This is a genomic window from Duganella fentianensis (assembly GCF_009857835.1).
Lineage (GTDB): Bacteria > Pseudomonadota > Gammaproteobacteria > Burkholderiales > Burkholderiaceae_D > Rugamonas > Rugamonas fentianensis.
On sequence record NZ_WWCL01000001.1, the window covers coordinates 760,599 to 785,985 of the forward strand.

General features: G+C 61.7%; 21 protein-coding genes and 1 other RNA gene. 13 read left to right on the forward strand and 9 right to left on the reverse strand.

Annotated elements, in window-relative coordinates; all coding sequences use genetic code 11:
* Positions 1 to 93: 93 nt before the first annotated feature.
* The gene (locus tag GTP23_RS03270; RefSeq protein WP_161033841.1) at positions 94 to 1,725 is read left to right on the forward strand and encodes an alpha-D-glucose phosphate-specific phosphoglucomutase; all 1,632 of its coding nucleotides are present in this window, start codon (positions 94 to 96) and stop codon (positions 1,723 to 1,725) included.
* A gap of 20 nt (positions 1,726 to 1,745) precedes the next feature.
* Positions 1,746 to 3,431 (forward strand): alpha-amylase family glycosyl hydrolase, encoded by a 1,686-nt coding sequence (locus GTP23_RS03275; protein WP_161033842.1) that lies wholly within the window; start codon positions 1,746 to 1,748, stop codon positions 3,429 to 3,431.
* Positions 3,432 to 3,460: 29 nt separating this feature from the next.
* On the opposite strand, the gene GTP23_RS03280 is transcribed toward GTP23_RS03275, so the two are convergent.
* The 4 genes from GTP23_RS03280 to GTP23_RS03295 form a co-directional block, all read right to left on the reverse strand.
* A complete protein-coding gene (locus GTP23_RS03280) occupies positions 3,461 to 3,817 on the reverse strand; it encodes a PKD domain-containing protein (RefSeq protein WP_161033843.1) in 357 nt (118 codons plus the stop codon).
* Between the two features lie 49 nt (positions 3,818 to 3,866).
* Positions 3,867 to 6,632, reverse strand: a complete 2,766-nt coding sequence (pulA, locus tag GTP23_RS03285) for a pullulanase-type alpha-1,6-glucosidase (RefSeq protein WP_161033844.1) — start codon at positions 6,630 to 6,632, stop codon at positions 3,867 to 3,869.
* 118 nt (positions 6,633 to 6,750) lie between these two features.
* Complete coding sequence (locus tag GTP23_RS03290) at positions 6,751 to 9,081, reverse strand: methyl-accepting chemotaxis protein (protein ID WP_161033845.1); 2,331 nt, start codon at positions 9,079 to 9,081, stop codon at positions 6,751 to 6,753.
* Between the two features lie 68 nt (positions 9,082 to 9,149).
* Positions 9,150 to 10,703 (reverse strand): POT-type proton-dependent oligopeptide transporter, encoded by a 1,554-nt coding sequence (locus tag GTP23_RS03295; protein WP_161033846.1) that lies wholly within the window; start codon positions 10,701 to 10,703, stop codon positions 9,150 to 9,152.
* Positions 10,704 to 10,918: 215 nt separating this feature from the next.
* On the opposite strand from GTP23_RS03295, the gene GTP23_RS03300 reads away from it, so the two are divergent.
* The 4 genes from GTP23_RS03300 to GTP23_RS03315 all read left to right on the forward strand — a co-directional run bounded on the left by GTP23_RS03300 (position 10,919) and on the right by GTP23_RS03315 (position 16,594).
* On the forward strand, positions 10,919 to 12,556 hold the full coding sequence (locus GTP23_RS03300; protein ID WP_161033847.1) for an alpha-amylase family glycosyl hydrolase: 1,638 nt from the start codon (positions 10,919 to 10,921) through the stop codon (positions 12,554 to 12,556).
* A gap of 94 nt (positions 12,557 to 12,650) precedes the next feature.
* Positions 12,651 to 14,525, forward strand: a complete 1,875-nt coding sequence (locus GTP23_RS03305; protein ID WP_161033848.1) for a glucokinase — start codon at positions 12,651 to 12,653, stop codon at positions 14,523 to 14,525.
* A gap of 288 nt (positions 14,526 to 14,813) precedes the next feature.
* Positions 14,814 to 15,344, forward strand: a complete 531-nt coding sequence (locus GTP23_RS03310) for a PadR family transcriptional regulator (protein ID WP_161033849.1) — start codon at positions 14,814 to 14,816, stop codon at positions 15,342 to 15,344.
* Positions 15,341 to 16,594: an MFS transporter gene (locus tag GTP23_RS03315; RefSeq protein WP_161033850.1), complete on the forward strand. Its 1,254-nt coding sequence runs from the start codon at positions 15,341 to 15,343 to the stop codon at positions 16,592 to 16,594. The genes GTP23_RS03310 and GTP23_RS03315 overlap by 4 nt, the downstream gene beginning before the upstream one ends.
* On the opposite strand, the gene GTP23_RS22685 is transcribed toward GTP23_RS03315, so the two are convergent.
* Positions 16,591 to 17,166, reverse strand: a complete 576-nt coding sequence (locus tag GTP23_RS22685; RefSeq protein ID WP_229255905.1) for a hypothetical protein — start codon at positions 17,164 to 17,166, stop codon at positions 16,591 to 16,593. The two genes, GTP23_RS03315 and GTP23_RS22685, sit on opposite strands and share 4 nt — an antisense overlap.
* A gap of 230 nt (positions 17,167 to 17,396) precedes the next feature.
* On the opposite strand from GTP23_RS22685, the gene GTP23_RS03325 reads away from it, so the two are divergent.
* Together GTP23_RS03325 and GTP23_RS03330 are read left to right on the forward strand one after the other, a co-directional pair.
* Positions 17,397 to 18,278, forward strand: coding sequence for an SMP-30/gluconolactonase/LRE family protein (locus tag GTP23_RS03325; RefSeq protein ID WP_161033851.1), 882 nt, complete (start codon positions 17,397 to 17,399; stop codon positions 18,276 to 18,278).
* A 94-nt stretch (positions 18,279 to 18,372) separates the two neighbouring features.
* Positions 18,373 to 18,798 carry a DUF7684 family protein gene (locus tag GTP23_RS03330; RefSeq protein WP_202411902.1) on the forward strand — a complete coding sequence of 142 codons (426 nt, stop codon included), beginning with the start codon at positions 18,373 to 18,375 and terminating at the stop codon, positions 18,796 to 18,798.
* Between the two features lie 114 nt (positions 18,799 to 18,912).
* Here the strand turns inward: GTP23_RS03330 and groL are convergent, their stop codons facing one another.
* Both groL and groES read right to left on the reverse strand, forming a co-directional pair.
* On the reverse strand, positions 18,913 to 20,559 hold the full coding sequence (gene groL, locus GTP23_RS03335; protein ID WP_161033852.1) for a chaperonin GroEL: 1,647 nt from the start codon (positions 20,557 to 20,559) through the stop codon (positions 18,913 to 18,915).
* Positions 20,560 to 20,604: 45 nt separating this feature from the next.
* Entirely contained in the window at positions 20,605 to 20,895 is a 291-nt protein-coding gene (gene groES, locus GTP23_RS03340; protein ID WP_008451606.1) for a co-chaperone GroES, read from the reverse strand.
* 381 nt (positions 20,896 to 21,276) lie between these two features.
* Here groES and GTP23_RS03345 point away from each other — a divergent pair, with 381 nt between their 5' ends.
* From GTP23_RS03345 to GTP23_RS03365, 5 genes are all read left to right on the forward strand, one after another.
* Positions 21,277 to 21,519 (forward strand): hypothetical protein, encoded by a 243-nt coding sequence (locus GTP23_RS03345; RefSeq protein WP_161033853.1) that lies wholly within the window; start codon positions 21,277 to 21,279, stop codon positions 21,517 to 21,519.
* Complete coding sequence (locus tag GTP23_RS03350; RefSeq protein WP_161033854.1) at positions 21,516 to 21,827, forward strand: cell division protein ZapA; 312 nt, start codon at positions 21,516 to 21,518, stop codon at positions 21,825 to 21,827. The genes GTP23_RS03345 and GTP23_RS03350 overlap by 4 nt, the downstream gene beginning before the upstream one ends.
* Before the next feature lie 46 nt (positions 21,828 to 21,873).
* Positions 21,874 to 22,054: non-coding RNA, 6S RNA (gene ssrS / locus GTP23_RS03355), on the forward strand.
* A 62-nt stretch (positions 22,055 to 22,116) separates the two neighbouring features.
* Positions 22,117 to 22,584 carry an EVE domain-containing protein gene (locus GTP23_RS03360; RefSeq protein WP_161033855.1) on the forward strand — a complete coding sequence of 156 codons (468 nt, stop codon included), beginning with the start codon at positions 22,117 to 22,119 and terminating at the stop codon, positions 22,582 to 22,584.
* Positions 22,581 to 23,408, forward strand: a complete 828-nt coding sequence (locus GTP23_RS03365) for a sulfite exporter TauE/SafE family protein (protein ID WP_161033856.1) — start codon at positions 22,581 to 22,583, stop codon at positions 23,406 to 23,408. Before GTP23_RS03360 ends, GTP23_RS03365 begins: the two co-directional genes overlap by 4 nt.
* A 48-nt stretch (positions 23,409 to 23,456) precedes the next feature.
* On the opposite strand, the gene lgt is transcribed toward GTP23_RS03365, so the two are convergent.
* Together lgt and GTP23_RS03375 are read right to left on the reverse strand one after the other, a co-directional pair.
* Complete coding sequence (gene lgt, locus GTP23_RS03370) at positions 23,457 to 24,308, reverse strand: prolipoprotein diacylglyceryl transferase (RefSeq protein WP_161033857.1); 852 nt, start codon at positions 24,306 to 24,308, stop codon at positions 23,457 to 23,459.
* Positions 24,302 to 25,219, reverse strand: a complete 918-nt coding sequence (locus GTP23_RS03375; protein WP_161033858.1) for a LysR family transcriptional regulator — start codon at positions 25,217 to 25,219, stop codon at positions 24,302 to 24,304. The genes lgt and GTP23_RS03375 overlap by 7 nt, the downstream gene beginning before the upstream one ends.
* Positions 25,220 to 25,387 lie beyond the last annotated feature (168 nt).

Genomic DNA, 25,387 nt, shown 5'->3' on the forward strand with positions numbered 1-25,387 from the left:
GATCACTTTCGTGTCGCTGTTCTGGCCATCCGTGGCCAGCGCAGACGGCGTGCAAAGTGCCTGAAATCTGCCCTACCCATGCGCGGAGCGAACATGAGCATACAAGTCCGATCTACTCTTCCATTCGCGGGCCAGCGGCCCGGCACTTCCGGCCTGCGGAAAAAAGTCACGGTTTTCCAGCAGCCCGGCTACCTCGAAAATTTTGTCCAGAGCGTGTTCGATACGCTCGGCGATTGCAGCGGCCAGACGCTGGTGCTGGGCGGCGATGGCCGTTACCACAACCGCGTGGCCGTGCAGACCATCTTGCGCATGGCCGCAGCACATGGCTATGCCCGCGTGCTGGTGGGACAGGGCGGCATCCTGTCCACGCCGGCCGTCAGCTGCGTGATCCGCAAGCATGGCGCCATGGGCGGCATCGTGCTGTCGGCCAGCCATAATCCGGGCGGCGCCGATGGCGACTTCGGCATCAAGTACAACATTGCCAATGGCGGCCCCGCGCCCGAGAGTGTGACCGAGGCGATCTACCAGCGCACCACCGCCATCAGCAGCTACCGCATCAGCGATGCGGACGAGATAGACCTGAGCCAGCCCGCCAGCTACCAGCTGGAGCAGATGGTGGTGCAGGTGATCGACCCCGTGGCCGATTACGCGGAGCTGATGCAGCAGCTGTTCGACTTCGACGCCATGCGTGCCCTGTTTGCCGGCGGCTTCCGCATGTGCTTCGACGGCATGCATGCCGTCTCCGGGCCGTATGCGCTGGCCATACTGGAAGGGCAGCTGGGTGCACCGGCCGGCACGGTGATCAATGCCGTGCCGCTGGAAGATTTCGGCGGCCACCATCCCGACCCGAATCCCGTCAACGCGGCGCAGCTGATCGCCATCATGGCGGACGATGACGCGCCTGATTTTGGTGCTGCGTCGGATGGCGATGGCGACCGCAATATGATCGTCGGCCGCCGTTTCGAGCTGACCCCGTCCGACAGTCTGGCCGTGCTGGCGGCAAATGCTACGCTGGCACCGGGCTACCGTCAGGGACTGGCCGGCATCGCCCGCTCCATGCCCACTTCGCGGGCGGCCGACCGGGTGGCTGATGCGCTGGGCATACCTTGCTACGAAACCCCCACCGGCTGGAAGTTCTTCGGCAACCTGCTCGATGCCGGCAAGGCTACCCTGTGCGGAGAAGAGAGCTACGGCACGGGCTCCAGCCATATCCGGGAAAAAGATGGACTGTGGGCGGTGCTGTTCTGGCTTAACCTGCTGGCCGCCACGGGTAAACCGGTGCAGCAGCTGGTGGATGAACACTGGGCCCGTTTCGGCCGCAACTACTATTCGCGCCATGATTACGAGGCCATCGATGCCCACGCCGCCAGCGAGCTGATGGCGTCACTGCGCATCAAACTACCGTCGCTGGCTGGGCAGGACCTCGGCAACTACGTGGTCGATTATGCCGACGATTTTGCCTACACCGATCCCGTCGATGGCTCCATCTCGACAGGGCAGGGAGTGCGCATCGTCATGACGGACGGTTCGCGCATCGTGTTCCGCCTGTCCGGCACGGGCACGGAAGGGGCCACGCTGCGCGTCTATCTGGAGCGCTACGAGGCCGACCCGACCTACAACCATCTGCTCACGCAGCAGGCCCTGTCCGCATTGATACTGATCGCCGAACAGGTGGCCGGTATCAGCGGCTGGACCGGCCGTGCGCGCCCTAGCGTTATCACCTAAACTCACTACAGGACGACAGCATGAAATTGACCCCTCTCGCATTCACACTGGCTCTGGCACTGGGTAGCAGCACCATTGCTACGGCGGCGCCGCAAGCAGCACCGGCGGCAGCAGTCCGGCCATTCTCGTGGGACAACGCGACAGTCTATTTCCTGCTGACGGACCGTTTCAACAACGCTAACCACGCCAACGATCTGGCCTATGGCCGCAAGGCCGATGCAGCGCCGCTGCGCGGTTTCATGGGCGGCGATCTGGCCGGTATCACTGCGAAAATCCGCGCCGGCTATTTCACCAGTCTGGGCGTGAACGCCATCTGGCTGACGCCACCCGTGGAGCAGATCCATGCCGGTACTGATGAAGGCACGGGCAAGTCCTACGGCTTCCACGGCTACTGGGCCGCGGACTTCACGGCCATCGATGCCAATCTGGGTACGGAGCAGGATTTCCGCGAGCTGGTGGAAGCGGCCCACCAGCGCGGTATCCGCGTGCTGCTCGATGTGGTGATGAACCACACGGGGCCGGTGACGGAAGCGGATCCCGTATGGCCGGACGAATGGGTGCGCACGGGGCCGGCCTGCACTTACAAGGATGCGGCCAGTACCATCAGCTGCACGCTGGTGGAGAATCTGCCCGACCTGCGCACGGAAAGCGATACGCCGGTAGCGCTGCCGCCTGCGCTGGTGGCCAAGTGGCAGCGCGAAGGGCGGCTCGAGCGCGAGCAGCGCGAGCTGGACCAGTTCTTCGCCCGCACCGGTTATCCCCGTGCACCACGCTACTACCTGATGAAATGGCATAGCGACTGGGTGCGTAAATACGGCGTGGATGGCTTCCGTGCCGATACGGTGAAACATGTAGAAGCGCCTGTGTGGAGGGAGTTGCGCGCCGTGGCCGATGCCGCCTTTGAAGACTGGAAGCGCGCCAACCCCGCCAAGAAGCTGTCGGACGACCGCTTCTACATGACGGCCGAAGTGTATAACTACCGGCTGGCGGATGGCCAGCTGCATGATCTCGGTGGCGGCCAGATTGCCAACTACTACCAGAACGGTTTCGATAGCCTGATCAATTTCGGCACCGTGGACGATGCCGGGCAGGATTACGAGAGCATGTTCAGCCGCTACTCGGCCATGCTGCATGGCGGCGCGCTGCAGGGCTATTCTGTGCTCAACTATCTGGCCTCGCACGATTTCGACCGCCCCTATGATGCGGCGCGCCGGCGCCCCTTCGAGACGGCCAACAAGCTGCTGCTGGCACCGGGCGCAGCGCAGATCTACTACGGCGACGAGACGGCACGCCGGCTCGATGTGGCCGAAGCCGTGGGCGATGCCAAGCTGCGCTCCTTCATGAACTGGGATGAGCTGAAACAGAACGCCCAGCGTGATGGCTACCGCGTGGCGGAAGTGCGCGCGCACTGGGCCAAACTGGGCCTGTTCCGGCAGGCACACGTCGCCGTGGGCGCCGGCGTGCACCAGCAGTTGCAGGCGCAGCCCTACGTCTTCAAACGTACGTACAGCAAAGGGGCGCTACAGGATAAGGTGGTGATAGCGCTCGATCTGCCGACTGACCGTAGCACCAGCATTGCGCTGCATGGCGTGTTCGCCGACGGTGCCAGAGTGCGCGACTACTACAGCGGCAAGACGGCCGTGGTCCGTCACGGTCAGGTCAACTTCGGCACGCGCAATGCCGTGCTGCTGATAGGGCAGGACTGAGGCGCGGACTGCGGTACTTGCTGCTACGCTTACTGGGCCGTGATCATCACGGTGGACGGCAGGCTATCGAGCTTGCCGTCATTGACGATCAGTGTCGCCACATACACGCCTGGCACGTCGGGATTGAAGGTCGGCGAGGCGACTTTGGAGTTGAGCAGATAGGCCACGCTATTGGCCGGCTTGGACAGGGTCCACAGGTAGGACACCAGATCCTGGTCGGCATCGCTTGCCGTGCCATTCAGTTTCACCGACGTCCCCACAGCCACTACCTGCGCCGGACCGGCACTGGCGACGGGTGCATGGTTGGAAGGCGGCACGTAGTCGCCGCCACCGCAGGCGCAAAGTAACACTGACAGGAACAGGGCTGCTGCGTAGTGGTGTCTCATCACGATCTCTTTCCGGATCCATAGGGAGCCGGAAAGATAGCATGATTTTTTAGTACGTTTCTACGAATACCACGGCACTTCGTGGCGGAATTACAAAGGAACCCGTGCTGGCGTCGAATCTGGCTTCCGAGGCCACGCGTTTGTCCGCTGCGGCCATGTCGGTGTGGACCGGATGCAGCTGGTAATGGCGGTTCTTTTCTTCGCTGATGGTGAGTTTCTGCACCTGCGTATCGACGTTGATCAGGTAGGTGATGGACCTGAACTGCGCACCGGCATAGCCGGCGCCTTCGAGGTGGCCCACCAGTACCGTCGGCACCTGCTGGCTGCCGGTGTTGTAGAAGCTCAGGCGCTGGCGGATCTCGGCCGCACTGCGCAGGCGGAACAGGGTGCTGCTGGAGCGGATGCGTAGCAGGTCGCGGAAGGCATCGCGTGCAAAGGCGATGTCCTTGGGCGTTGGCTTGATGGCGCTATTGCGCAGCAGCGGCAGAATCAGGTCGTAGTCCTTGCCATTGTCTTCCGCACGCGGTGCGCCGACGCCGTAGTAGTTGTCCTGATAGCTCCAGTCCAGCCGGTTGAACCAGTCGCCCGATTCGAAGCTGTTACGGTCCAGTGATTTGGAACGCAGGATATCGAAGCCGGCATGGAAGTAGGCTACGCCCTGGCTGAAGGCGTTGATGGCGGCCCCCAGCATCTGTACGCGTGCGCGCTCGGCGCTGCTGGTGGCAGTGGGCAGCTTGAAGGCATTGATGTCGTACAGCGTCTGGTTATCGTGGTTCTCTACATAGTTCACCACTTCTCCCGGTTCGCTGGCGTAGCCGGCCGGCTGGTTGCCGCCGTAGACGATGTTCTGCAGCGGCTGGATGCTGTCGTCGTAGCGCCGCATGGGGTAGCTGCGGATGGAACCGGCCAGACCCACGCGCACCATATCGGCCGTCTGCAGCAGATCGGTCATGCTGCGCTTGCCGGCCTGCGCATTGTTGTCGTACACCAGACCATTGATATAGCCCTGCTGGCTGATCATCTGCAGGCCGCTATCGCCGGCGCCGCCACCGCGCACGGCATCGCGCGCACGGTCGCTGAAGGTGCCGATGCCGCTGCCATTGAGCGAGAGCTGGGAAGCCTGCACGAAGCGCGCACCATCGGCCACTTCGCCGAAATTCCAGCCTTCGCCGATCAGGTTGATATGGCGGCCCGCAGCACGGTCGGCCTTGAGCTGTAGCTGCTCCATGGCAGCGCGCGGCTGGTGTCCCATCAGGTCGAAGCGGAAGGAATCGATGTGGTACTGCTGCGCCCACAGCGCAACGGAATCGATCATCAGCTTGCCCATCATGCGGTTTTCTGTCGCCGTGTTGTCGCAGCAGGTGGAACGTTCGACTGCACCAGTTCCGTTCAGGCGGTGGTAGTAGCCGGGCACGATGCGGTCCAGTACCGATTTTTCATTCTGGCCGGCGATGAAAGTGTGGTTGTACACCACGTCCATGCCGACCCGCAGGCCGGCCTTGTGCAGCGCCTGCACCATCTGGCGGAATTCGATGATGCGGGTGGCGCCGTTGGCCGGATCGCTGGCGAAACTGCCTTCCGGTGCGCTGTAGTGATACGGGTCGTAGCCCCAGTTGTAGCAGTCGCTGGCCTGGCCGCGGGCGATGTTGGCCTGCGTTTCCGTATTGTCGGGCGCCAGTCCGGCCGGAATCTGTGGCGTGATGCAGCCCTGTTCCGGCACGCTGCCGATATCGAACACGGGCAGCAGATGGATGTCCGTCATGCCGGCCTGCGCCAGTGCGGCCAGATGCTGCATGCCGTTGCTGGTGCTTTCCGTGAAGGCCGCATATTTGCCGCGCCTGGCGGCGCTGACGCTGGCATCGTTGATGGAAAAGTCGCGCACATGCAGTTCGTACACCGTCATGTCGGGCTGGAAGTAGACCCGTTTGGGGCGGTGCTCGCGATCCCAGCCGGCCGGCTTGAGGCGGGGCGCGTTCAGGTCGGCGATATAGCTGCGGCGCGAATCGGTGGTCAGGCTGACGGAATAGGGGTCGGTGACCAGATTGCGCACCAGCCCCGCCGACGGTGCGATCACATCGACCAGGTAGCGGTAGTACTGGCCGTCCTGCGCGGCGCTGCTCTGCAGCGACCAGATGCCGCTGGCGCTGTCGCGCTGCATGGGCTGGATGCTGCTGGCGGCTGCCGTGCCGCTGGCGTAAGTGCAGACGGCCACCTGCTGGGCCGTGGGGGCCCACAGCCTGAAGCTGACGGCGGCATTGCCGGCGATGCTGACACCCAGATCGGCCACTTCGGCGGCCGAGGCATACAGGTCGTCCAGCGCGCCGGCGATCTGCAGGCTGGTCGCGTCGCGTACTCTGCCATCGGCGCCCTCCAGTACCAGCATCAGCTGGCCTGTCAGCAGTTGTGGCAGGCGCGCGCTGTCGGCCGCGGCCAGCTGCAGCTGCGCGCCCCTGGCGACAAAGCGGAAGCGCTGCGCCAGCGCATCGGGTAGTGCTGTGCTTGCCGGGCTGAGTGTCAGCACAGTTTCGGCACCGCGTACGGCCGCACCTTTGCTGGCGCTGATCGCCGGCGTGCTGGCGTAATACAGTTTGAATACGCCATCGCTGGCGCTGGCGCCGGGCCATAGGATGGTCTGGCGGTCCAGCCAGTAGGCGCGTGCGTCGGTGGCGGGGGCGGCCCGCAGCGTGGTGGCGTAGGGGCCGTCGCAGGCGGCCAGCGTGGGGGCGGGACTGGCACCCAGACAGGGCAGCGCTATGGCGCTGCCCAGAGTGAGGCCAGCCGCGTAACGCCACGCGGCACGGGGATGAGCTGCCATACTAGTCTCCGAAACTTTAGATTTTTCGTAGTGCAGTTACAAAATTAACTGCAATACAGTGGAATTTGCCGGTTATGGTAATCCAAAATCTGTAGTTTTGATACTTTGTGGCAGTTTTTTACTCGAAACCGAGGCGTTTTGCGCCGGACAGCACTTCCACCACTTCCGTGGTGGCTTTGGAAAATGGCGTGCCGTGGCTCAGTGCCTGTTCAGCGCGCAGGTAGTCGCCCTTGTTGATCAGCTCGCCCACCTGTCCGGCAATGCGGTGGAAGCGTGCATGTTTGTCGATCAGCGTAACAAAGCTGGGGCGGCCGCCCAGGCGCTGGCCTTCGCCATAGATCCATTTGCCCAGTGCGCAGCAGTCGTCGCGCTCCAGCGTCTTGACGTCGATCTGGTCGCCGTGTTCGATGGCGTCGCGCAGTTTGACTTTCCACTGGCGGTGCGCATCGATGATGCTGTCCACATCCACTCCTTCCACCAGCTTGCCGGAAGCCTTGCCGGGCAGGCGGAATTCATCGACCTGTGCCGCCAGATGGATGGCCACATCGCGCTGGGTGCCGGCCGAGGCAGCGGTTTCGTCCACCAGCTGGGCGTTGGCCTGGGTGTTGCGGTCCAGCTCAGCCACGGCTTCGCCGATCTGGCCTATGCCCAGACTCTGCTCGCGCGCACCATTGGCCACGTCGTCGAGCAGCAGCTTGATCTGCGCCGCATTGGCGACGATTTCCGTAATGGTCTGGCCGGCCTGGCGTACCACGTCGGTACCGGCCCGCACTTCCTGCGAGCTCTGGGTAATCAGCGCCTTGATTTCGCGCGCGGCTTCCGCGCTGCGGCCAGCCAGCGCACGCACTTCGGTGGCTACCACGGCAAAGCCGCGCCCCTGTTCACCGGCACGGGCAGCTTCCACCGCCGCATTGAGCGCCAGAATATTGGTCTGGAAGGCGATGCCGTCGATGACGCTGATAATTTCGCTGATCTTTTTGGACGATGCTTCGATGCCTTCCATGGTCTGCACCACGTTGTGCATCACTTCGCCGCCACGGGTGGCCGCGGCAGCGTTTTCGATCGAGATGGCCGAGGCCTGCCGTACCGAGTCGGCCGTCATCTGCACGGTGGAGACCGTCTGCTCCAGCGCTGCCGAGGATTGCTCCAGCGCGGAAGCGGCGGCTTCCGTGCGGCTGGACAGATTGCGCGTGCCTTCGGCGATATCGATACTGGACGACACCACCAGATCGCTGGCTTGCTGCACTTCTGTCACGGTATCGCGCAAAGCCTTCTGCATATTGGTCAGCTCGCGCAGCATGCCGGACAGTTCATCGTTGCCGGTAGGGCGGATGTCGGAGCGCAGATCGCCCATGGAAATGGCGATCAGCTCGCGTCGCAGCTTCTTGAAGCCGCTCTGCATGGAATTGTAGAAGCCGACGAACAGATAGGCCGACAGCAGGATGGCGATCAGGCACAGCGTCAGGGTGGCATACAGTGCCGTGCGCAAGCCGGACTCGCGTTCGGCCAGCATGGCATCGAGCACGCCCAGATTGGCGGCGATATCTTCGAACTGCAGTTTGATGGCGCTATTGACCTGTGCACCGTAAGCATTGCGGTCGCCCGCTACTTCGCTCTGGCCATAGGGGAAGCTGCTGCGTACCAGCGTCGCCAGCCCATTCAGGGCCGCTTCGCTTTCACCGCGCTGGGCGCTGGCATACTGCGGCCTGGCAGCGGCGACGATGGCGCGGTCCTGTTTGGCCTGACGCTGCTCGTGTTCGATGATGGCCATCAGACGCTGGATCTGGCTGCTCTGCTGCGGCGTGATGCTGCCGGCCTTGAGGCTGCTGCGGCCCAGCGTGCGCAGTTCCGACAGACGATCGATCACCTGCGGCGCGTGCAGCAGGGCGGCGCTCATCAGGTGGTAGCTTTCCAGTGCCGGGTCGAGCGACAGGTCGGAATTATCCAGTGTGCTTTCGGCCAGCCTTACCAGCGCCAGATCGAGTGCGCGCAGCTTCTGGGCAGCTTCCTCGCCCGAACCGAAATTGCCCTGCGCGACGCGATAGGCTTCGCGCACATTCACCATATCGGCTTTGGTGCCCAGCGCATCGGCCGATTCGGCTTCCACGCTGTCGAGTTTCTGGAAAGCGCTATCGAACGCACCCCGTGCCGTGGCCAGTTCCGGTGCGGGCTCGCCATCGGCTGCGCTGCGCGCCTGCAGGCGCCAGCTGATGGCGGCTTCGCGGGCCTGCAGCAGCGGCGACATGACACGCACGCCCAGCCGCTCGCGCCCGGCCACACGCAGATCCTGCCGTGCGGCCGAGTTGTAGCTGTAGAACAGCCAGATCAGGGGAATCAGGAAGCTGACGCTAATCAGCAGAAATTTGCCCGGCAGACGCAGGATGCGCATCAGACGGGCGCCGGGACGCCAGAGGGGAAGGGATAAAAACTGGCTGATGACTTTCTTCATGCAGGGCTCGCGAAATAGGTAACTCCCTTATTTTGCGCCCCTGCAGCAACAATGAATAGTAAAACTATTTAATTGATAGTTTCCTTTCGATAATTGTCGACCATGGTGTAGCGCATTGCATACAGCGCAAACAGCGCAGCCACCAGCAATGCGAAGGCGGCGAAGAAGAACATCTGGAAAGCGATGGGACTCATGCCGCTGCTGGCAATGTGGGCGCTGACGGCCGGGTTCTTTACGCCGGAATTGACAATAAGCACCCAAAGGTTGCCGACGGTAACGGCGAGATACCAGAAGCTGAGAATGATGCCCTTCATGGTGGCCGGTGCCTGGCTATACGCAAATTCCAGACCGGTAGCCGAGACCAGCACTTCGCCCAGCGTCAGCAGGGCATAGGGCAGCAGCTGCCACAGGATGGAAACTTTGTCGCCGCCATCGAGCTGCAATTGCAGCAGGCCCACCACCACCCAGGCCAGTGCCGACAGGGCGATGCCCATGCCCATGCGGCGTAGCGGTGTAGGCGTGATGCCGATCGCGCGCATCAGCGGGAACAGGGCGATGTTGTTGAAGGGGATAAGCAGCATCACCAGGATGGGATTGACCGCCTGCATCTGCGCCGGCAGCAGGGTAAATTCCCAGCCGAACAGCGACAGCAGCGGGCTATCCATGGTGTTGGCCTGCACGATCCAGGTCGAGGCTTTCTGGTCGAACAGCGACCAGAACGGGGTAATCATGGCAAACACGATCAGGATGCGCAGTACGGCACGCACGCCTTCTACCGCTTCATCCGTGTGCAGGCCGCGCGCACGCTCGAGTTGCAGCGAGACGCCGACGCCGCCAAAGGCCAGTAGCAGCACCAGCGCCGTGCAGGCTGCAATCACGAAACCCCATTGCGGCGTCATGGCCAGCGAGGCTAGCGCACCGAGGGCGCCGGCGCCGGCCACCATCAGGCCGGGGCGGCCCTGACCGTCGCGTTTGGCCAGCAGGGCAGTGCGGGCCACGCTGCTGAAGGCGTTCGGATCCGGTTTGGCCGGCGGCACGTGCACGTATTTGCGCTTGCCCAGCCAGAATACGAAGGTGGCAATCGCCATCAGCAGGCCGGGGATGCCGAAGGCCACGGCAGGGCCGTAGTCGCGCAGAAACACGGGCATCAGCAGCGAGGCGAAGAAGGAGCCGAAGTTGATGATCCAGTAAAAGGCGTCGAACACCAGCTTGGCGCGGTTCTTGTTGGTCTGGTCGAACTGGTCGCCCACGAAGGCCACCACCAGCGGCTTGATGCCGCCCGAGCCGAAGGCGATCAGGCCCAGCCCCAGATAGAAGCCGTTCAGGTTGTCTTCGAAGATGGCGAGACAGGCGTGGCCGGCTACGTAGATCAGGCTGAACCAGAACACCGTGTTGTATTTGCCGAAGAAACGGTCGGCCAGCCAGCCGCCCAGCAGGGGGAAGAAATACACCCCGATCACAAAGGTGTGGAACACGTGCTTGGCTTCGGCCGGCCGGTCGCCCAGTGGGATGAACAGCAGCAAAGTACTGAGCAGGAAAGGCGTGAGGATGTTGCGCATGCCATAGAAGCTGAAACGCTCGCAACCTTCGTTGGCAATGATGTAGGGAATCTGTCGGGGCATAGGCCCGTTACCGTGATCGCTCACTGTATTTCTCCTGATTTGTGTAGTTTGACTACTATTTTTTAGAATGGAATTTTTTGTAAAAATTCCAAGTTATTGATTTTAAATGGATAAATGCCAAAATCTACGGGATGGTCGGCGATTGAAAATTATAGAATCGTGATGTATATTCTCTACAAACATAATCCACCGCCGGGCCCACCCCGGATTCTCATATGACCAAGCAACTTACACAAGTCTCCCCGCATGCGTCGGACTGGTATCGCGAAGCAATTATTTACCAGATTTATCCGCGCAGTTTCATGGATACCAATGGCGACGGCGTAGGGGATCTGCCGGGGATTACGGCCAAGCTGGACTATATCGCATCGCTGGGCGTGGACATCGTCTGGATTTCGCCTTTCTTCAAATCGCCCATGAAGGACTTCGGCTACGACATTTCCGACTACTGCGATGTGGACCCGATGTTCGGCACGCTGGCCGATTTCGATAGCATGATCGCCAAGGCGCACAGTCTGGGCCTGAAGATCATGATCGATCAGGTGATGTCGCACACGGCGGAAGAGCACCCGTGGTTCAAGGAGAGCCGCTCCAGCCGCGATAATCCTAAAGCCGACTGGTATGTGTGGGCCGATCCTGCACCGGATGGCAACCCGCCCAACAACTGGATGTCGGTATTCGGCGGCTCCTCGTGGCAGTGGGATACGCGCCGTCGTCAATACTATTTACATAATTTCCTCACTAGCCAGCCGGATCTGAACTTCCATAGCCCGGCTGTGCAGCAGGCCCACCTCGATGCGCTGCGTTTCTGGCTCGAGCGCGGTGTGGACGGCATTCGTCTGGACGCCTGCAACTTCCACTTCCATGACACTGAGCTGCGCAGCAACCCGCCGGCTACCAACCGCGATACGGCCACCGTGTCGGACGTGAACCCGTATGGCATGCAGGCGCACATCTACGACAAGAGCCGGCCCGAGAACCTGCCTTTCCTGCAGAAGCTGCGCGCACTGCTCAACGAATATCAGGCAGTGGCTATCGGTGAAGTGGGCGCTGACGATTCGCTGGCTGTGATGGCCGAGTACACGGCCGACGGCGACAAGCTGCACATGGCCTACAGCTTCAATCTGCTGGTGCCGCAATGCTCGGCCCACTACATCCGCCAGCAGGTGGAGAATTTCGAAGCGCGCGTGAAGGGCGGCTGGGCCTCGTGGTCGGTCGGCAATCACGACGTGCAGCGTGTGGCCACCCGCTGGGGCGGCCCCGAGGCGCCGGCCGCTTTCGCCAAGATGATACTGGCCATGCAGCTGTCGCTGAAAGGCACGCCTTGTCTGTATCAGGGTGACGAGCTGGCGTTTGCCGAAGCCGATGTGCCGTTCGAACTGTTGCAGGACCCGTACGGCATTACCTTCTGGCCCGAGTTCAAAGGTCGCGACGGCTGCCGTACGCCGATGGCCTGGAGCGATGCCGCCAATGGCGGCTTCACCACGGGTAAGCCGTGGCTGCCCGTCTCGCCCGACCATCTGGCCAAGGCAGCGTCGAAACAGGAAGGCGATGCGCAATCGTCACTGGAATTTACCCGCCACTTTATCGCCTGGCGCCGTCAGTTCCCCCAGCTGACCCGTGGCGGTATCGAGTTCTTCGATGCACCGGAACCCGTGCTGGCGCTGTGCCGTGACGCGGCAGGTGAGCGCAGCATCATCGCCGTGTTCAATCTGAGTGGCGCGCCTGTCAGCTGCGCACTGCCGCAGGCTGCCGGTGCCGAACAGCTGGCCGGCTATGGCCTGCCAGGTTCGGTGCTGAATGGTCAGGTCGAGCTGCCCGCCTTCGGTGCGTGGTTCGGCTACGCCGCCTGATAGTGTCGTAAACAGGCCGGGGATTTGCCGCTCCGGCTTTTTAACCTCGGGTATTTCGGGTATGCTTCCGCCAACTGTTTTAACTGTATAGACAATGAAACAAGCCGAAGTGGATGAAAAACTGAACCGTACCGCCTTTGCTGACGGCCCGCGCCTGCTGGCCGACATCGGCGCGACCCATGCCCGCTTTGCCCTGCAGACGGCGCCCGGCGAATTCCGCGCGGTGCGCGTGCTCAAGTGCGACGATTACACCGACATCGTCGCCATGTTGCGATCCTATCTGTCCGACCATGCCGACCTGACGCTCAACCACGCCGCACTGGCGGTGGCCAATCCCGTCAGCGGCGACTATGTGCGCATGACCAACCGCGCGTGGGAATTCTCCACCGACGAAGTGCGGCGCGCACTGGGCCTGCATACGCTGCTGGTGGTGAACGACTTTACTGCGCTGGCCATGTCGCTGCCGGGTCTGAAATCGTCCGACCTGATGCAGGTGGGCGGCGGCAAGCCGGCCTCGAATTCCGTGATCGGCGTGCTCGGTCCCGGCACCGGTCTCGGTGTCTCGGGTGTGATCCCTACTGTCGATGGTTTCGTCACGCTGGGATCGGAAGGTGGCCACACCAACTTTGCCCCGGCCGATGAGCGCGAATACGCGATACTGCAATACGCATGGCAGACCTGGTCGCACGTGTCGACCGAACGTCTGATCTCCGGCCCCGGCATGGAAATCATCTACCGCGCCATCGCCAAACGCAATGGCCGTCAGGTGCGCGATCTGACGTCGCAGGAAATCATGGCCGGTGCGCTGACGGACAAAGACCCGCTGTGCATGGAAGTGCTGGAATGCTTCTGCGCCATGCTGGGCGGCGCCAGCGCCAATCTGGCCGTCACGCTGGGGGCTTTCGGCGGTGTGTTCATCGGCGGCGGCATCGTGCCGCGCATGGGCGAGTGGTTTGCTACCTCGCCGTTCCGCGCCCGCTTTGAAGCCAAGGGCCGCTTCACCAGCTATCTGGCCGAGATTCCCACCTATGTGATTACCACGCCGAATCCGGCTTTCTACGGTGTGGCGACGATATTGTCCGAACACCTGCGCGGCCGCAGCGGCGCCAACACCCTGATGGAACGGGTGCAGCATCTGCAGCACGAGCTGACGCCGGCCGAGCAGCGCGTGGCCCAGCTGGTACTGGAACAGCCGCGCCTCGTGCTGAACGAACCGATCGCCGATATCGCCCGTCTGGCCGAAGTCAGCCAGCCGACCGTGATCCGCTTCTGCCGTTCGCTGGGCTTCCTCGGTCTGGCCGATTTCAAACTGAAGTTTGCCAGCAGCCTGACGGGCGCCATTCCGGTACGTCACAGTCAGGTGCGGGTCAGCGACAGCACGCACGATCTGAGCGCCAAGGTCATCGATAATACGGTTTCGGCGATTCTGAAATTCCGCGACCAGCTCGATGTGCGTTCGCTCGACAAGGCGATAGCGCTGGTGGCCAAGGCCAAGCGCGTCGAGTTCTACGCCATGGGCAATTCGCGCGTGGTGGCGCTGGATGGCCAGCACAAATTCTTCCGCTTCCGTATTCCGACTTCGGCCTATGGCGATTCGCACCTGCTGACGCTGGCGGCCGAGCTGCTCAATCCGGGCGATGTGGTGATCGCCATTTCGAATTCGGGCCGTCTGCCGGAACTGCTGGAAGCTGTCGATGCAGCGCGGGCGGCCGGTGCCGATGTTATCGCCATCACTGCCAGCAATTCGCCACTGGCCAAGAAGGCCAGCGTCTGTCTGGCGGTCGATCACAGCGAAGACAGCACCACCTTCCTGTCGATGATATCGCGCATACTGCAGCTGCTGCTGATCGATATTCTGTCGGTCGGTATTTCGCTCGACACGCAGAACTCCCGTCTGGTGGTCGAGCATAAGGCCAGCACCGGCGATGCCGACAGCCGCCGTTTGCTGATCTCCCACCTCGACAGCTAATCTACTCACTACCAATTCGGGGTCAGGTCTGTCATTCGGACATTGACCCCGCATCATTGAGCAAACTCAAGACGCATTCTGTACTCGCGCATCTGGCGTGAGTCGGAATGCGTCTTTGACTTTTTACGTCCATATTGCGCGTGCTCAAACTAATTCGTCGACTGTCCGAATGACAGATCTGACCCCGAATTTTGCTTGCATTCTTTAGAAAAGAGTTTAAGATATATCTTATTAAGTTATATCGTAAGAAGATATGACTTAAGTTGCCATATCTTAAGGAGCTCTATCATGTTTAAATTTTTACATCACCAGCACCGCCATCACGCCAGCCATGGCGAACATCACGGTCTGCGCGGCGGTGGCCGCGGCCGTGGTCCGAAAATGTTCGATGCGGGTGCCATGCGCTACATCGTGCTGCAGCTGATCGCCGAGAAGCCGCGCCACGGCTATGAAATCATCAAGGAGCTGGAGCAGCGTTCGGGCGGTGCCTATACGCCCAGCCCCGGCGCCATCTATCCGCTGCTATCCATGCTGCTCGATATGGGCCATGTAGTTGCCAGTGCCGACGGCAACAAGAAGCTGCACACCATTACGCCGGAAGGCGAGGCGTTTCTGGCCGAGAACCGCCAGTTCGTCGATGCGATCCAGAAGCGCATGGGTGATCCGGCCGACGCACGCGATGATCTGCGCACCCTGATGCATGAACTCAAGCACGCGGTGATCTCGCAGGCGCAGGATTTCCAGTCCAATCCGCAGCGCCTCGACGCCATCCGCGCCGTGCTGCGCCGCGCGACGGCAGAAATACAGGGGCTGGAATGAGTCAGACTATACCCGCTTCGGCTGGGGTGCTGGCACCGGCGCGCGAACGCATCGTGCTCTGGCTGCTGGCGCTGACCCAGTTCACCGTCATCATGGATTTCATGGTGATGATGCCGCTGGCACCGCAACTGATGCGCGCCTTCGACATAACACCGGCCGCCGTTTCAGGCGCCGTGTCGGCCTACGCGTGGTGCGCCGGTATCTCCGGCCTGCTGGCCTCCATGTATATCGACCGTTTCGACCGCAAGCGTCTGCTGCTGACCATGTTCGCGCTGTTCACCGTCTCGAATCTGGCCTGCGCCGTAGCGCCCAGCTTCCATGTGCTGGTGCTGTCGCGTGCCTTTGCCGGCCTGACGGGCGGCGTGCTGGCCTCCATCATCATGGCCATCATCGGCGATCTGATTCCGGCCGAGCGGCGCGGTGCGGCCACCGGCATCGTCATGACCTCCTTCAGTCTGGCCGCAGTAGCGGGCGTGCCGACCGGCGTGATGCTGGCGGCCCACTATGGCTGGGCTGCGCCGTTCTATCTGCTGGTGGTGTTCTCGCTGCTGATCTGGGCGGCAGCGTGGCGCGTGCTGCCCGCGCTCGACGGCCATCTGGCGCGGCGCGTGCCGCTGGCGCAGGTGCTGCCCGAGCTGCTGGCGCTGTACCGTGTGCCCGATCACCAGAAAGCCTTTTTGCTGTCCGGCGTGAATATGCTGACGGGCATGCTGGTGATCCCGTTCATTTCGCCCGTACTGGTGAATAACATCGGCGTGCAGCCGGCCGAAATCACTTTCGTGTATCTGGCGGGCGGGGTGGCCACGCTATTCAGTGCGCGTCGCATCGGCCGCTGGTCCGACCAGGCCGGGCCGCAGTTCGTCTACCGCGCCGTGGCGCTGTTCTCGCTGCTGCCGATTATGTTCATGACCCATATGCCGCAGATACCGCTGTGGGGTGTGCTGCTGTTCTTCCCCTTCTTCATGACGGCGCTATCGGGGCGGAATATTCCGCTGCAGGCGCTGATGACGACGGTGCCGCAGCCGGCACGGCGTGGTGCCTTCCTCAGCGCTAATTCGGCCATACAGTCCATGGGTAACGGGGTAGGGGCACTGCTGGGCGGTCTGCTGCTGCAGACGGAAGCGGGCGGGCATATCAGCGGCTATGGCCTGAATGGCTGGCTGGCCGTGGGCCTGACGCTGTTTGCGGTGATCTGGATAGGACGGGTGGGTGCCGGCGTGGCGCCAGCACCGCTGGCAGCCAAGGCTTAACCGTCGATGCTGGTGCGCTTGGACGGGTGTTTTTCACGGCGCCAGCGCGCCAGACTGATCACTTCATCGGTGCTGGCATCTTCCACCAGGATCTCGTCGTCGCTCGACGAAACGAGGAAGCTTTCCCAGCGCTGGGCTGCATCGCTGCTGTTATCGACGAAGCTGAACTGGTAGTACAGCTTGCCGTTGAGTTTGCGCGGGGTCGGATCGTATTCGATCAGGGCGCCGCGCGATTTGCCGCCCGAGTTCTTTTCGATAATCGCCGACCATGCCTGCAGTTCCGGCAGGGCCATCAGCGCTGCGGCACTCTGTTCCTTGCTGTGCAGGTGATGGGCTTCGGCCGTGGCGACCGGTACGGGCGCACTGCTGGCACGCGGCACGCTGGCCGTGCTGGCTGGCGCGCTGGCGGCCGTGCTGCTGCTGGCGCTGGCCGCCGGCAGTGCCGGAGCTATCGCGCCGGGAGCGCCGGCCTGGGTCTGGTTTGCGAAATAAAGCCCTCCGCCCAGCAGGGTCGCTCCGGCGATTACGCCTGCAAGAAACAGATTTCGGGAGGACTGGGTATGCGATTCCATAAACTTGCTGACCTGGGCAACATAATTGTCGGCCATACTAAACCAAAGCTACCTCAGGGGCAACGATTTCGGCCTATTTTCAGCCTTGCCGATACCATTTTGGTATTGGCCGGACGAGATAATTCATTGGAGGCGCGCGGTGTTTTTCCGTACCATGGCAGCACCAAGACACGCCCGGCTAGCGGTAATTTAATCGTATGATGGCGGATTCGAATTCTGGAGAACAGCGTATGAGCAAGCAGGAAGCGCAGTGCATCTGGCCACTGGGCGCGCAACTGGGCGAGGGCCCGCTGTGGATGGCACAGCAGAAGCGCCTGTATTTCGTCGATCTGAAAGGCTGCGCCCTGCATGCGCTTGATCTGGCGGATGGCCAGCGCCATCGCTGGGATATGCCGGACTATATCTGCTGGCTGGTGCCGCGCCGCGATGGCGATGGTTTCATGGCCGGTCTGCGCGATGGCATTGCGCGCCTGTGGCTGGAACCGCAAGTACGCATCGACTATGTGGCGCGCCCGTTTGCCGAAGGCAGCGGCCTGCGCATGAATGACGCCAAGGCCGATAGTAAGGGCCGTATCTGGGCCGGCTCCATGCACAACACGGATTATGCGCAGGCCGCAGGGCGCCTGTTCCGGCTGGCGCCCGACCTGAGCCTGAGCGTGGCCGATGATAATTACCATATCTGCAATGGGCCGGCGCTGAGTCCCGATGGCACCACGCTGTACCACACGGACAGCTATCAGGGCCGCATCTATACCTATCCGCTGGCGGCCGACGGCACGCTGGGCGAGCCGCGTCTGTGGCGCCAGTTCGGCGACGAGGAAGGCGCACCGGACGGCATGACGGTCGATAGCGCAGGCTGTCTGTGGATTGCACAGTGGGGCGGTGGCCGGGTGTGCCGCTATGCGCCCGATGCCACCTTGCTGGAAACCGTTACGGTGGCTGCCCGCAATCCTGCCTCGTGCACGCTGGGCGGGCCGGATCTGCGTACGCTCTACATTACTACGGCGTGCGAGGACAACACGCCGGAACAGCTGCAAGCCTATCCGCTCAGCGGGGCGTTATTTGCTGCGCAGGTAGCAGTGCCCGGCGTAGCTGCCTACCGCTACGGCTAGGCGGATGATTGCGCAGGGCGCCGAATCAGGCGAGAATGCTGGCCTTGACCGGCATCGACGTTGGTGCCGGCTGCAACGCGCGAGACCTCACACCATGCAAAACCACACGCTCAAATATCTGCACCTCGTTCCCGATAGTCCTCTGCCTGAACTGAAAGGCATGGGGCAGTTTCAGGCCATCGTCATCCTCGATGGCGAAGTGGCCGAGATGAGCATGTGGGAGCTGGCGCGCGGTCTGGTGGAATCGGGCTGCATGCTGGCGCTGGTATGGGGCAAGGACTGCGAAGCATGGCGTGAAGCGCTGGAAGATGCAGCGCTGGAAGCGGCCGATTACGACGATGTACCGGCCGAACGCGCCGTGATCGTTACGGCCCACGAAGACGACGAACTGGAAGAAGTGTTCTGGTATGCGCGCCACCGCGCCACCCATCCGGCGCTGGCGCTGCGCGAAACCTTGATCGTGCATATCGCCGACGCGCCGCGTCGTGAAGAGCTGGAAGCGGCCTACCACGACGCCTGAAGCCAAATCGCAAAGCCGGGGTCAGGTCGGGCAAAACAAAAAGGGCAGATCGCGCGATCTGCCCTTTTTTGCTAGCGAGGCTGGCTAAGGGACGGCGCTGCCGTCCCTTGGTCATTACATCATGCCGTCCATGCCGCCCATGCCGCCCATACCACCCATGCCGCCCATGCCGCCGGCTGGTTTGTCTTCGGCTACTTCAGCGATCATGCAGTCGGTGGTCAGCATCAGGCCAGCGATCGACGCTGCGTTCTGCAGAGCCGAGCGGGTGACTTTAGCTGGATCCAGCACGCCCATTTCAACCATGTCGCCGTAGGTGCCGTTGGCAGCGTTGTAACCGTAGTTACCCGAGCCAGCCAGAACGGCTGCAACCACCACCGAAGCTTCTTCGCCGGCGTTCTGAACGATCATGCGCAGAGGCTCTTCCATTGCGCGCAGAACGATCTTGATACCTGCGTCCTGGTCCGGGTTGTCGCCTTTGACGTTCAGTGCAGCACGGGCACGCAGCAGCGCTACGCCGCCGCCTGGCACAATGCCTTCTTCCACAGCTGCGCGGGTTGCGTGCAGTGCGTCTTCAACGCGGGCTTTTTTCTCTTTCATTTCAACTTCGGTGGCAGCACCGACTTTGATCACGGCAACGCCGCCAGCCAGTTTGGCTACGCGCTCTTGCAGTTTTTCGCGGTCGTAGTCCGAAGTCGCTTCTTCGATCTGAACGCGGATCTGTTTTACGCGCGCTTCGATGGCAGCAGCCTGGCCAGCGCCGTCGATCACGGTGGTGTTTTCTTTGCCGATTTCGATGCGTTTAGCCTGGCCCAGTTCTTCCAGGGTGATTTTTTCCAGGGTCAGACCAACTTCTTCAGCAACGACCTGGCCGCCGGTCAGGATAGCGATGTCTTCCAGCATGGCTTTACGACGGTCGCCGAAGCCTGGGGCTTTCACTGCGCAGGTTTTCAGGATGCCGCGGATGTTGTTCACGACCAGAGTTGCCAGTGCTTCGCCTTCGATGTCTTCAGCGATGATCAGCAGTGGACGGCCCGACTTGGCAACTTGCTCCAGTACTGGCAGCAGGTCACGGATGTTCGAGATTTTCTTGTCGCACAGCAGAACAAACGGGTTGTCCAGTGCAGCAACTTGCTTCTCTTGGTTGTTGATGAAGTATGGCGACAGGTAGCCGCGGTCGAACTGCATACCTTCAACGATGTCCAGTTCGTCGTTCAGCGATTTGCCGTCTTCAACGGTGATCACGCCTTCTTTGCCGACTTTTTCCATCGCTTCAGCGATACGGTCGCCGATTGAGGTGTCCGAGTTAGCCGAGATCGAGCCAACTTGAGCGATTTCTTTGGTGGTGGTGCATGGACGGGCGATCACAGCGATCTGTTCGACGGTCGCAGCAACGGCCTTGTCGATACCGCGCTTCAGGTCCATCGGGTTCATGCCGGCGGCCACGAACTTCATGCCTTCGCGCACGATGGCTTGTGCCAGTACGGTTGCGGTGGTGGTGCCGTCGCCAGCGTTGTCGCTGGTGCGCGAGGCCACTTCTTTGACCATCTGCGCGCCCATGTTCTGCAGCTTGTCTTTCAGTTCGACTTCTTTAGCAACCGATACACCGTCCTTGGTCACGGTAGGGGCGCCGAACGAACGCTCCAGCACTACGTTGCGGCCTTTAGGGCCCAGGGTTACTTTAACGGCGTTGGCCAGTACGTTCACGCCTTCAACCATTTTGGCGCGCGCTGCGTCGCCGAATACTACATCTTTAGCTGCCATGTTTAATTCTCCGAAATAAGGGTGGGTCGAGGTCTATCGCTGGTCTTACTTGACCACGATGGCCATGATGTCTTCTTCGCGCATCACCATCAGTTCTTGACCGTCAACTTTGACGGTCTGGCCGGCGTATTTGCCGAACAGAACGCGGTCGCCTACTTTGACATCCAGTGGACGGACTTTGCCGTCTTCCAGAATCTTGCCATTGCCTACAGCCAGGACTTCGCCTTGATCTGGTTTCTCAGCAGCCGCATCAGGGATGATCAGGCCGGACGCAGTTTTGGTTTCCTGGTCGAGGCGTTTGACGATTACGCGATCGTTCAAAGGGCGAAGGTTCATACAAAACTCCTTAATGATTAACAATGGTACAGTTTGTTGCTGCTTCAACAAGGTTGCCGCAGCGGAAATTTAACGAAGCAGACTGTTAGCACTCCTCCGTATCGAGTGCCAATTATAGGGACGACCCCTGCCCATTTCAAGGCGTAAAATTTGCGCGGGCGCAAAAAAGCACATTTTCAGAGAGGATTCTTGCTCGCAAGCTACAAGACGCCAGCCCGCGCCGCCCCTAGGCCTCTACGTGCGGGGGATCAAGCCTGATACTTGCACGCTGCGCTGCTAGCGTCAGCCATGCGGAAATTATTTGTGCCTTTGTCGTCGGAGACGCTGCACGCCGCACGTATGATGGTTGACGCCGCACGGCGTGCTCCCTATAGTGGTGGGATGATTCCAGATTTCCAAGAACTCTCCGACAAAATCGACCAGCTGGCCGAACTGACCCACGCTCTGCGCCGCGAAAATGCCCAGCTACGGCAGGCTAATTCAGCACTGGTAGTGGAAAACATGGGCTACCAGCGCAAGCTGGGAGAAGCGTCCGCACGTGTGGCCGCCCTGCTGGAACAGATTCCTGCGCTCGAGGAGGAGATAGACCCCGAGGAATTGCCTGCCAGTGAGGAAGCACAATGAGCACTGTCGATGTGACCATCATGGGCGCAGCGTATCGCCTCGTCTGCAAAGAGGGCGAGGAACGCGCGCTGCGCGAAGCGGCCGCCTTCCTCGACAAGAAAATGACGGCCATCCGTGATGCCGGCAAGATCAAGGGTAATGACCGTATCGCCGTGATGGCAGCGCTGGGCGTGGCGGCGGAATTCCTGTCGGCCCGCTCGCCGGCCGGGCCGCTGTCGGATATGTCGCTGCTGGATATGCAGACCAAGATGAGCGCCATGCATCAGGTTCTTGATGGCGCTCTAACGCCGCAAGAAACCCTGTTTTAATTCCGGTTTTTTCTTCCTTTGCGGCGCACAAAGGAGTAAACTGCGTTCTACCCTGCGGTGTTCGCGATTGCCATATAGTCCTTGAACCATTTATGTGCACCGGTTGCGGAATTTTGTTTGATGGGCGTGAGCGTCGCTAGTCCGATGAACCCGAAATTGAACTAACTGTGACCACCTTGAACCATTCGGTTCGGGATGCCGGCAAAGACGGCACAGGCGGGGCCGAATACCTTGAAGCGGTTGCTTGCATGAGAATGCGCAGCCGCTTTTTTTCGTCTGGAGCAAAGCAATGCAATACTGGTTGATGAAGTCCGAGCCCGATGAAGTGAGCATGGACGATGTGATGGCCTCGCCCAACCGCACCACCGCATGGTTCGGTGTGCGTAACTATCAGGCGCGTAATTTCATGCGCGATGCCATGCGCGAGGGCGATGGTGTGCTGTTCTACCATTCCAGTTGTGCGCAGCCGGGCATAGCCGGTCTGGCGCGCATCGTCAGCCAGCCCTATCCCGATGCTAGCCAGTTCGATCCGGTCAGCCCTTATTACGACCCCAAAGCCTCGCCCGAACAGCCGCGCTGGATTTCCATCGACGTGCAGGGCACCCACAAGACGCGGCTGCTGCCGCTGGCCGAGCTGCGTAGCATCCCCGAGCTGGCCGAGATGGTGGTGCTGCAGAAGGGCAGCCGCCTGTCGATTACGCCGGTTACGCCCGACCAGTGGCGCTACATCGAGGCGCTGCTGACAGGCGCTGCATGAGCGCGGGCCTGATCCTGCTGCTATTGCTGATGGGGGCATTCGGCGGTTTTGCGGCCGGCATGCTGGGCATAGGCGGCGGCATGATACTCGTGCCTTTCATTACCATGATCTTTACGGCGCAGGGTTTTGCGCCGCACGCCATCATCCACATGGCAGTGGCCACTTCGCTGGGCGTGATCATGTTCACTTCCGTGTCCTCGGTTCGCGCCCATCACCAGCATGGGGCTGTGCTGTGGTCGGTGGCGGCCCTGCTGGCGCCGGGCATATTGCTCGGGGCGTGGTGCGGCCCCTGGATCGCCAAGCAAATGAGTTCGGCAGGGCAGGCCTTGCTGTTCGCCGTATTCCTGACGATTTCTGCTACCCAGATCCTGTTCGGCAAAAAGGCTGCTGCGTCCACCTCGCAGGACGACGCAGCGGCGGCCCATCTGCCTGGCCGCAGCGCCATGTTCGGCACCGGCATGCTGATCGGGGTGATTTCGGGACTGGTGGGGGCGGGCGGCGGTTTTCTGTCCGTGCCTTTCCTGATGCGGCGCGGAGTGCGCATCCAGAACGCGGTGGCGACCAGCGCTGCGCTGGGTTTCCCCATCGCGCTATCGGGCACGCTGTCGAATATCTATTACGGCTGGCAGGTGCCGGATCTGCCGCCGTATGCACTGGGCTTTGTGTATGTGCCGGCGCTGGCCGTAATGGCGCTGGCCAGCGTGAGCATGGCGCCGTTCGGTGCGCGCGCGGCGCACCGCTTGCCGGTACAGACGCTGAAGAAAATCTTCGCCGTGATGCTCTACTGTCTGGCGGCGTATATGCTGTACAAGGCGCTCAACTAGTTTCTGCTGCAGCCGGCGGCCGGGGGCCGCCATGCCGGCGCTCTTGCGCTAGCGCTGCAGCGGCGCGCGGCCTTGCTGGCGTACGGTGTAGGCCCAGACCAGCATGGCGATGGCGCCGGCGATCATCGGCAGCGACAGCACCTGACCCGACGTGATCGGCAGGCCCAGCACCGTGGTTTCCCAGTCCGGCGTGCGGAAGTATTCCGTGCCGAATCGCGCGCAACCATACAGCAGCGTGTAGAACGCGCCCACGGCCAGACGCGGACGCTGCTTGCGTGCAAACAGCCACAGAATCACGAATACCAGCAGGCCATCGATCAGCATCTGGTACAGCGGCGACGGATGGCGCAGCCCCTGCAGGAACACGGGATTCGGCGCCAGCGGGTAGGCATTGTCCGGCCACAGCATGGCCCATGGCAGCGACGGATCGCTGACCACGCGGCCCGGTAGTTCGGCATTGATGAAGTTACCGAGGCGGCCAGCGGCATAACCGAGCGGCACCAGCGGCGCGATGAAGTCGTACACATCGAGCAGGTTGCGGCCGGCTTTGCGCGCCCACACGGCCATGGCGATCAGCACGCCGAGGAAGCCGCCGTGGAAGGACATGCCGCCGCGCCAGACCTTGAAGATTTCCAGCGGATTGGCGAAGTATTCGAGCGGATGGTAGAACAGCACTTCGCCCAGACGGCCGCCGATTACCACCCCCAGCATGCCGTAGAACAGCATGTCGTCCAGATCTTCCTTGCTCCAGCGCTGTGCCGCGATGTGCGGCTGACGGATGCGCACGCGACCCAGGGCCACGAACAGGGCAAAGGCCAGCACATACATCAGGCCATACCAGTGAATGGCAACCGGACCCAGATGCAGGGCAATCGGATCGGGCATAGGGTGTATCAGCATAAGGTGCTCTTTCTCAGTAAATCCAAAAATCCGTGCAGTACCGGCGAAGCGTTATCGCGCCGCCATGCCAGCCCGGTTTCTACCAGCGGCGTGGCTTCCGCCAGCGCCCGGTATTCTACTCCGGGCCGCATCAGGTTGGAGACCGACTGCGGCACCAGTGCCATGCCCATGCCGGCCGAGACCAGACTGACGATGGTCTGCATCTGTATGGCCTGCTGGCCGATCTGTGGCGTCAGCCCGGCCGTGCGGAACACGGACAGGATGGCATCGTATAGGGCCGGTGATATGGCGCGCGGGAAGATAATCAGCGGCAGCGGCGGCAGGCCGGCCAGCGTCAGCTTGCCCTTGCGTTTCACGCCCGGCAGGTCGGCCGGCAGGGCCAGCACCAGCGGTTCGTTCAGCACGGGCAGATAATCAAGTTCCTGTTTCGCCTTGTCGGGCAGGGGCGGAATCAGCAGGCCGGCATCGATGCGGCCCTGTAGCAGATCATCCAGTTGCAGGTCGGAGGTGGCTTCCTGCAGTGTGAGCTGCACCTGCGGATAGGCGGCGCGGTAGGCGCGCAGGAAGGGCGGCAGCACGCTGTAGTCGGCCGAGGAGACAAAGGCTAGCGTCAGGCTGCCCACTTCCCCTGCGGCGGCGCGCTGTACCAGTTGCGGCAGTTCCTGTACCTGCGCCAGCAAACGGCGCGCAGCGGGTAGCAGTGCCAGTCCCGCTGGGGTGAGCGCCACGCCGCGCCGGTTGCGCTCGAACAGGGGCGCACCGAGCTGCTGTTCCAGTGCCTGTATGGTCTGCGACAGGGGCGGCTGGGTCATGTGCAGGCGCAGCGCTGCTTTGCCGAAGTGGAGTTCTTCCGCCACGGTGACGAAGTAGCGCAGCGGCCGCAGTTCGATGTTGCGTAAGTCGTTGGTCATATCCGGAGCGTGAGTGCTGTTCTTCTGTGATATTTTATACGACTCACAGGAGTAGAAATCATATATTTGACACTAGAGCAGGGGCAAGGCAAGCTGTCAGGCTAGAACAGCTTATTTAGCTTAGATAGCTTACGCTAAGGCGCTTAAAGCGGCCTTATCGTCCAAGCA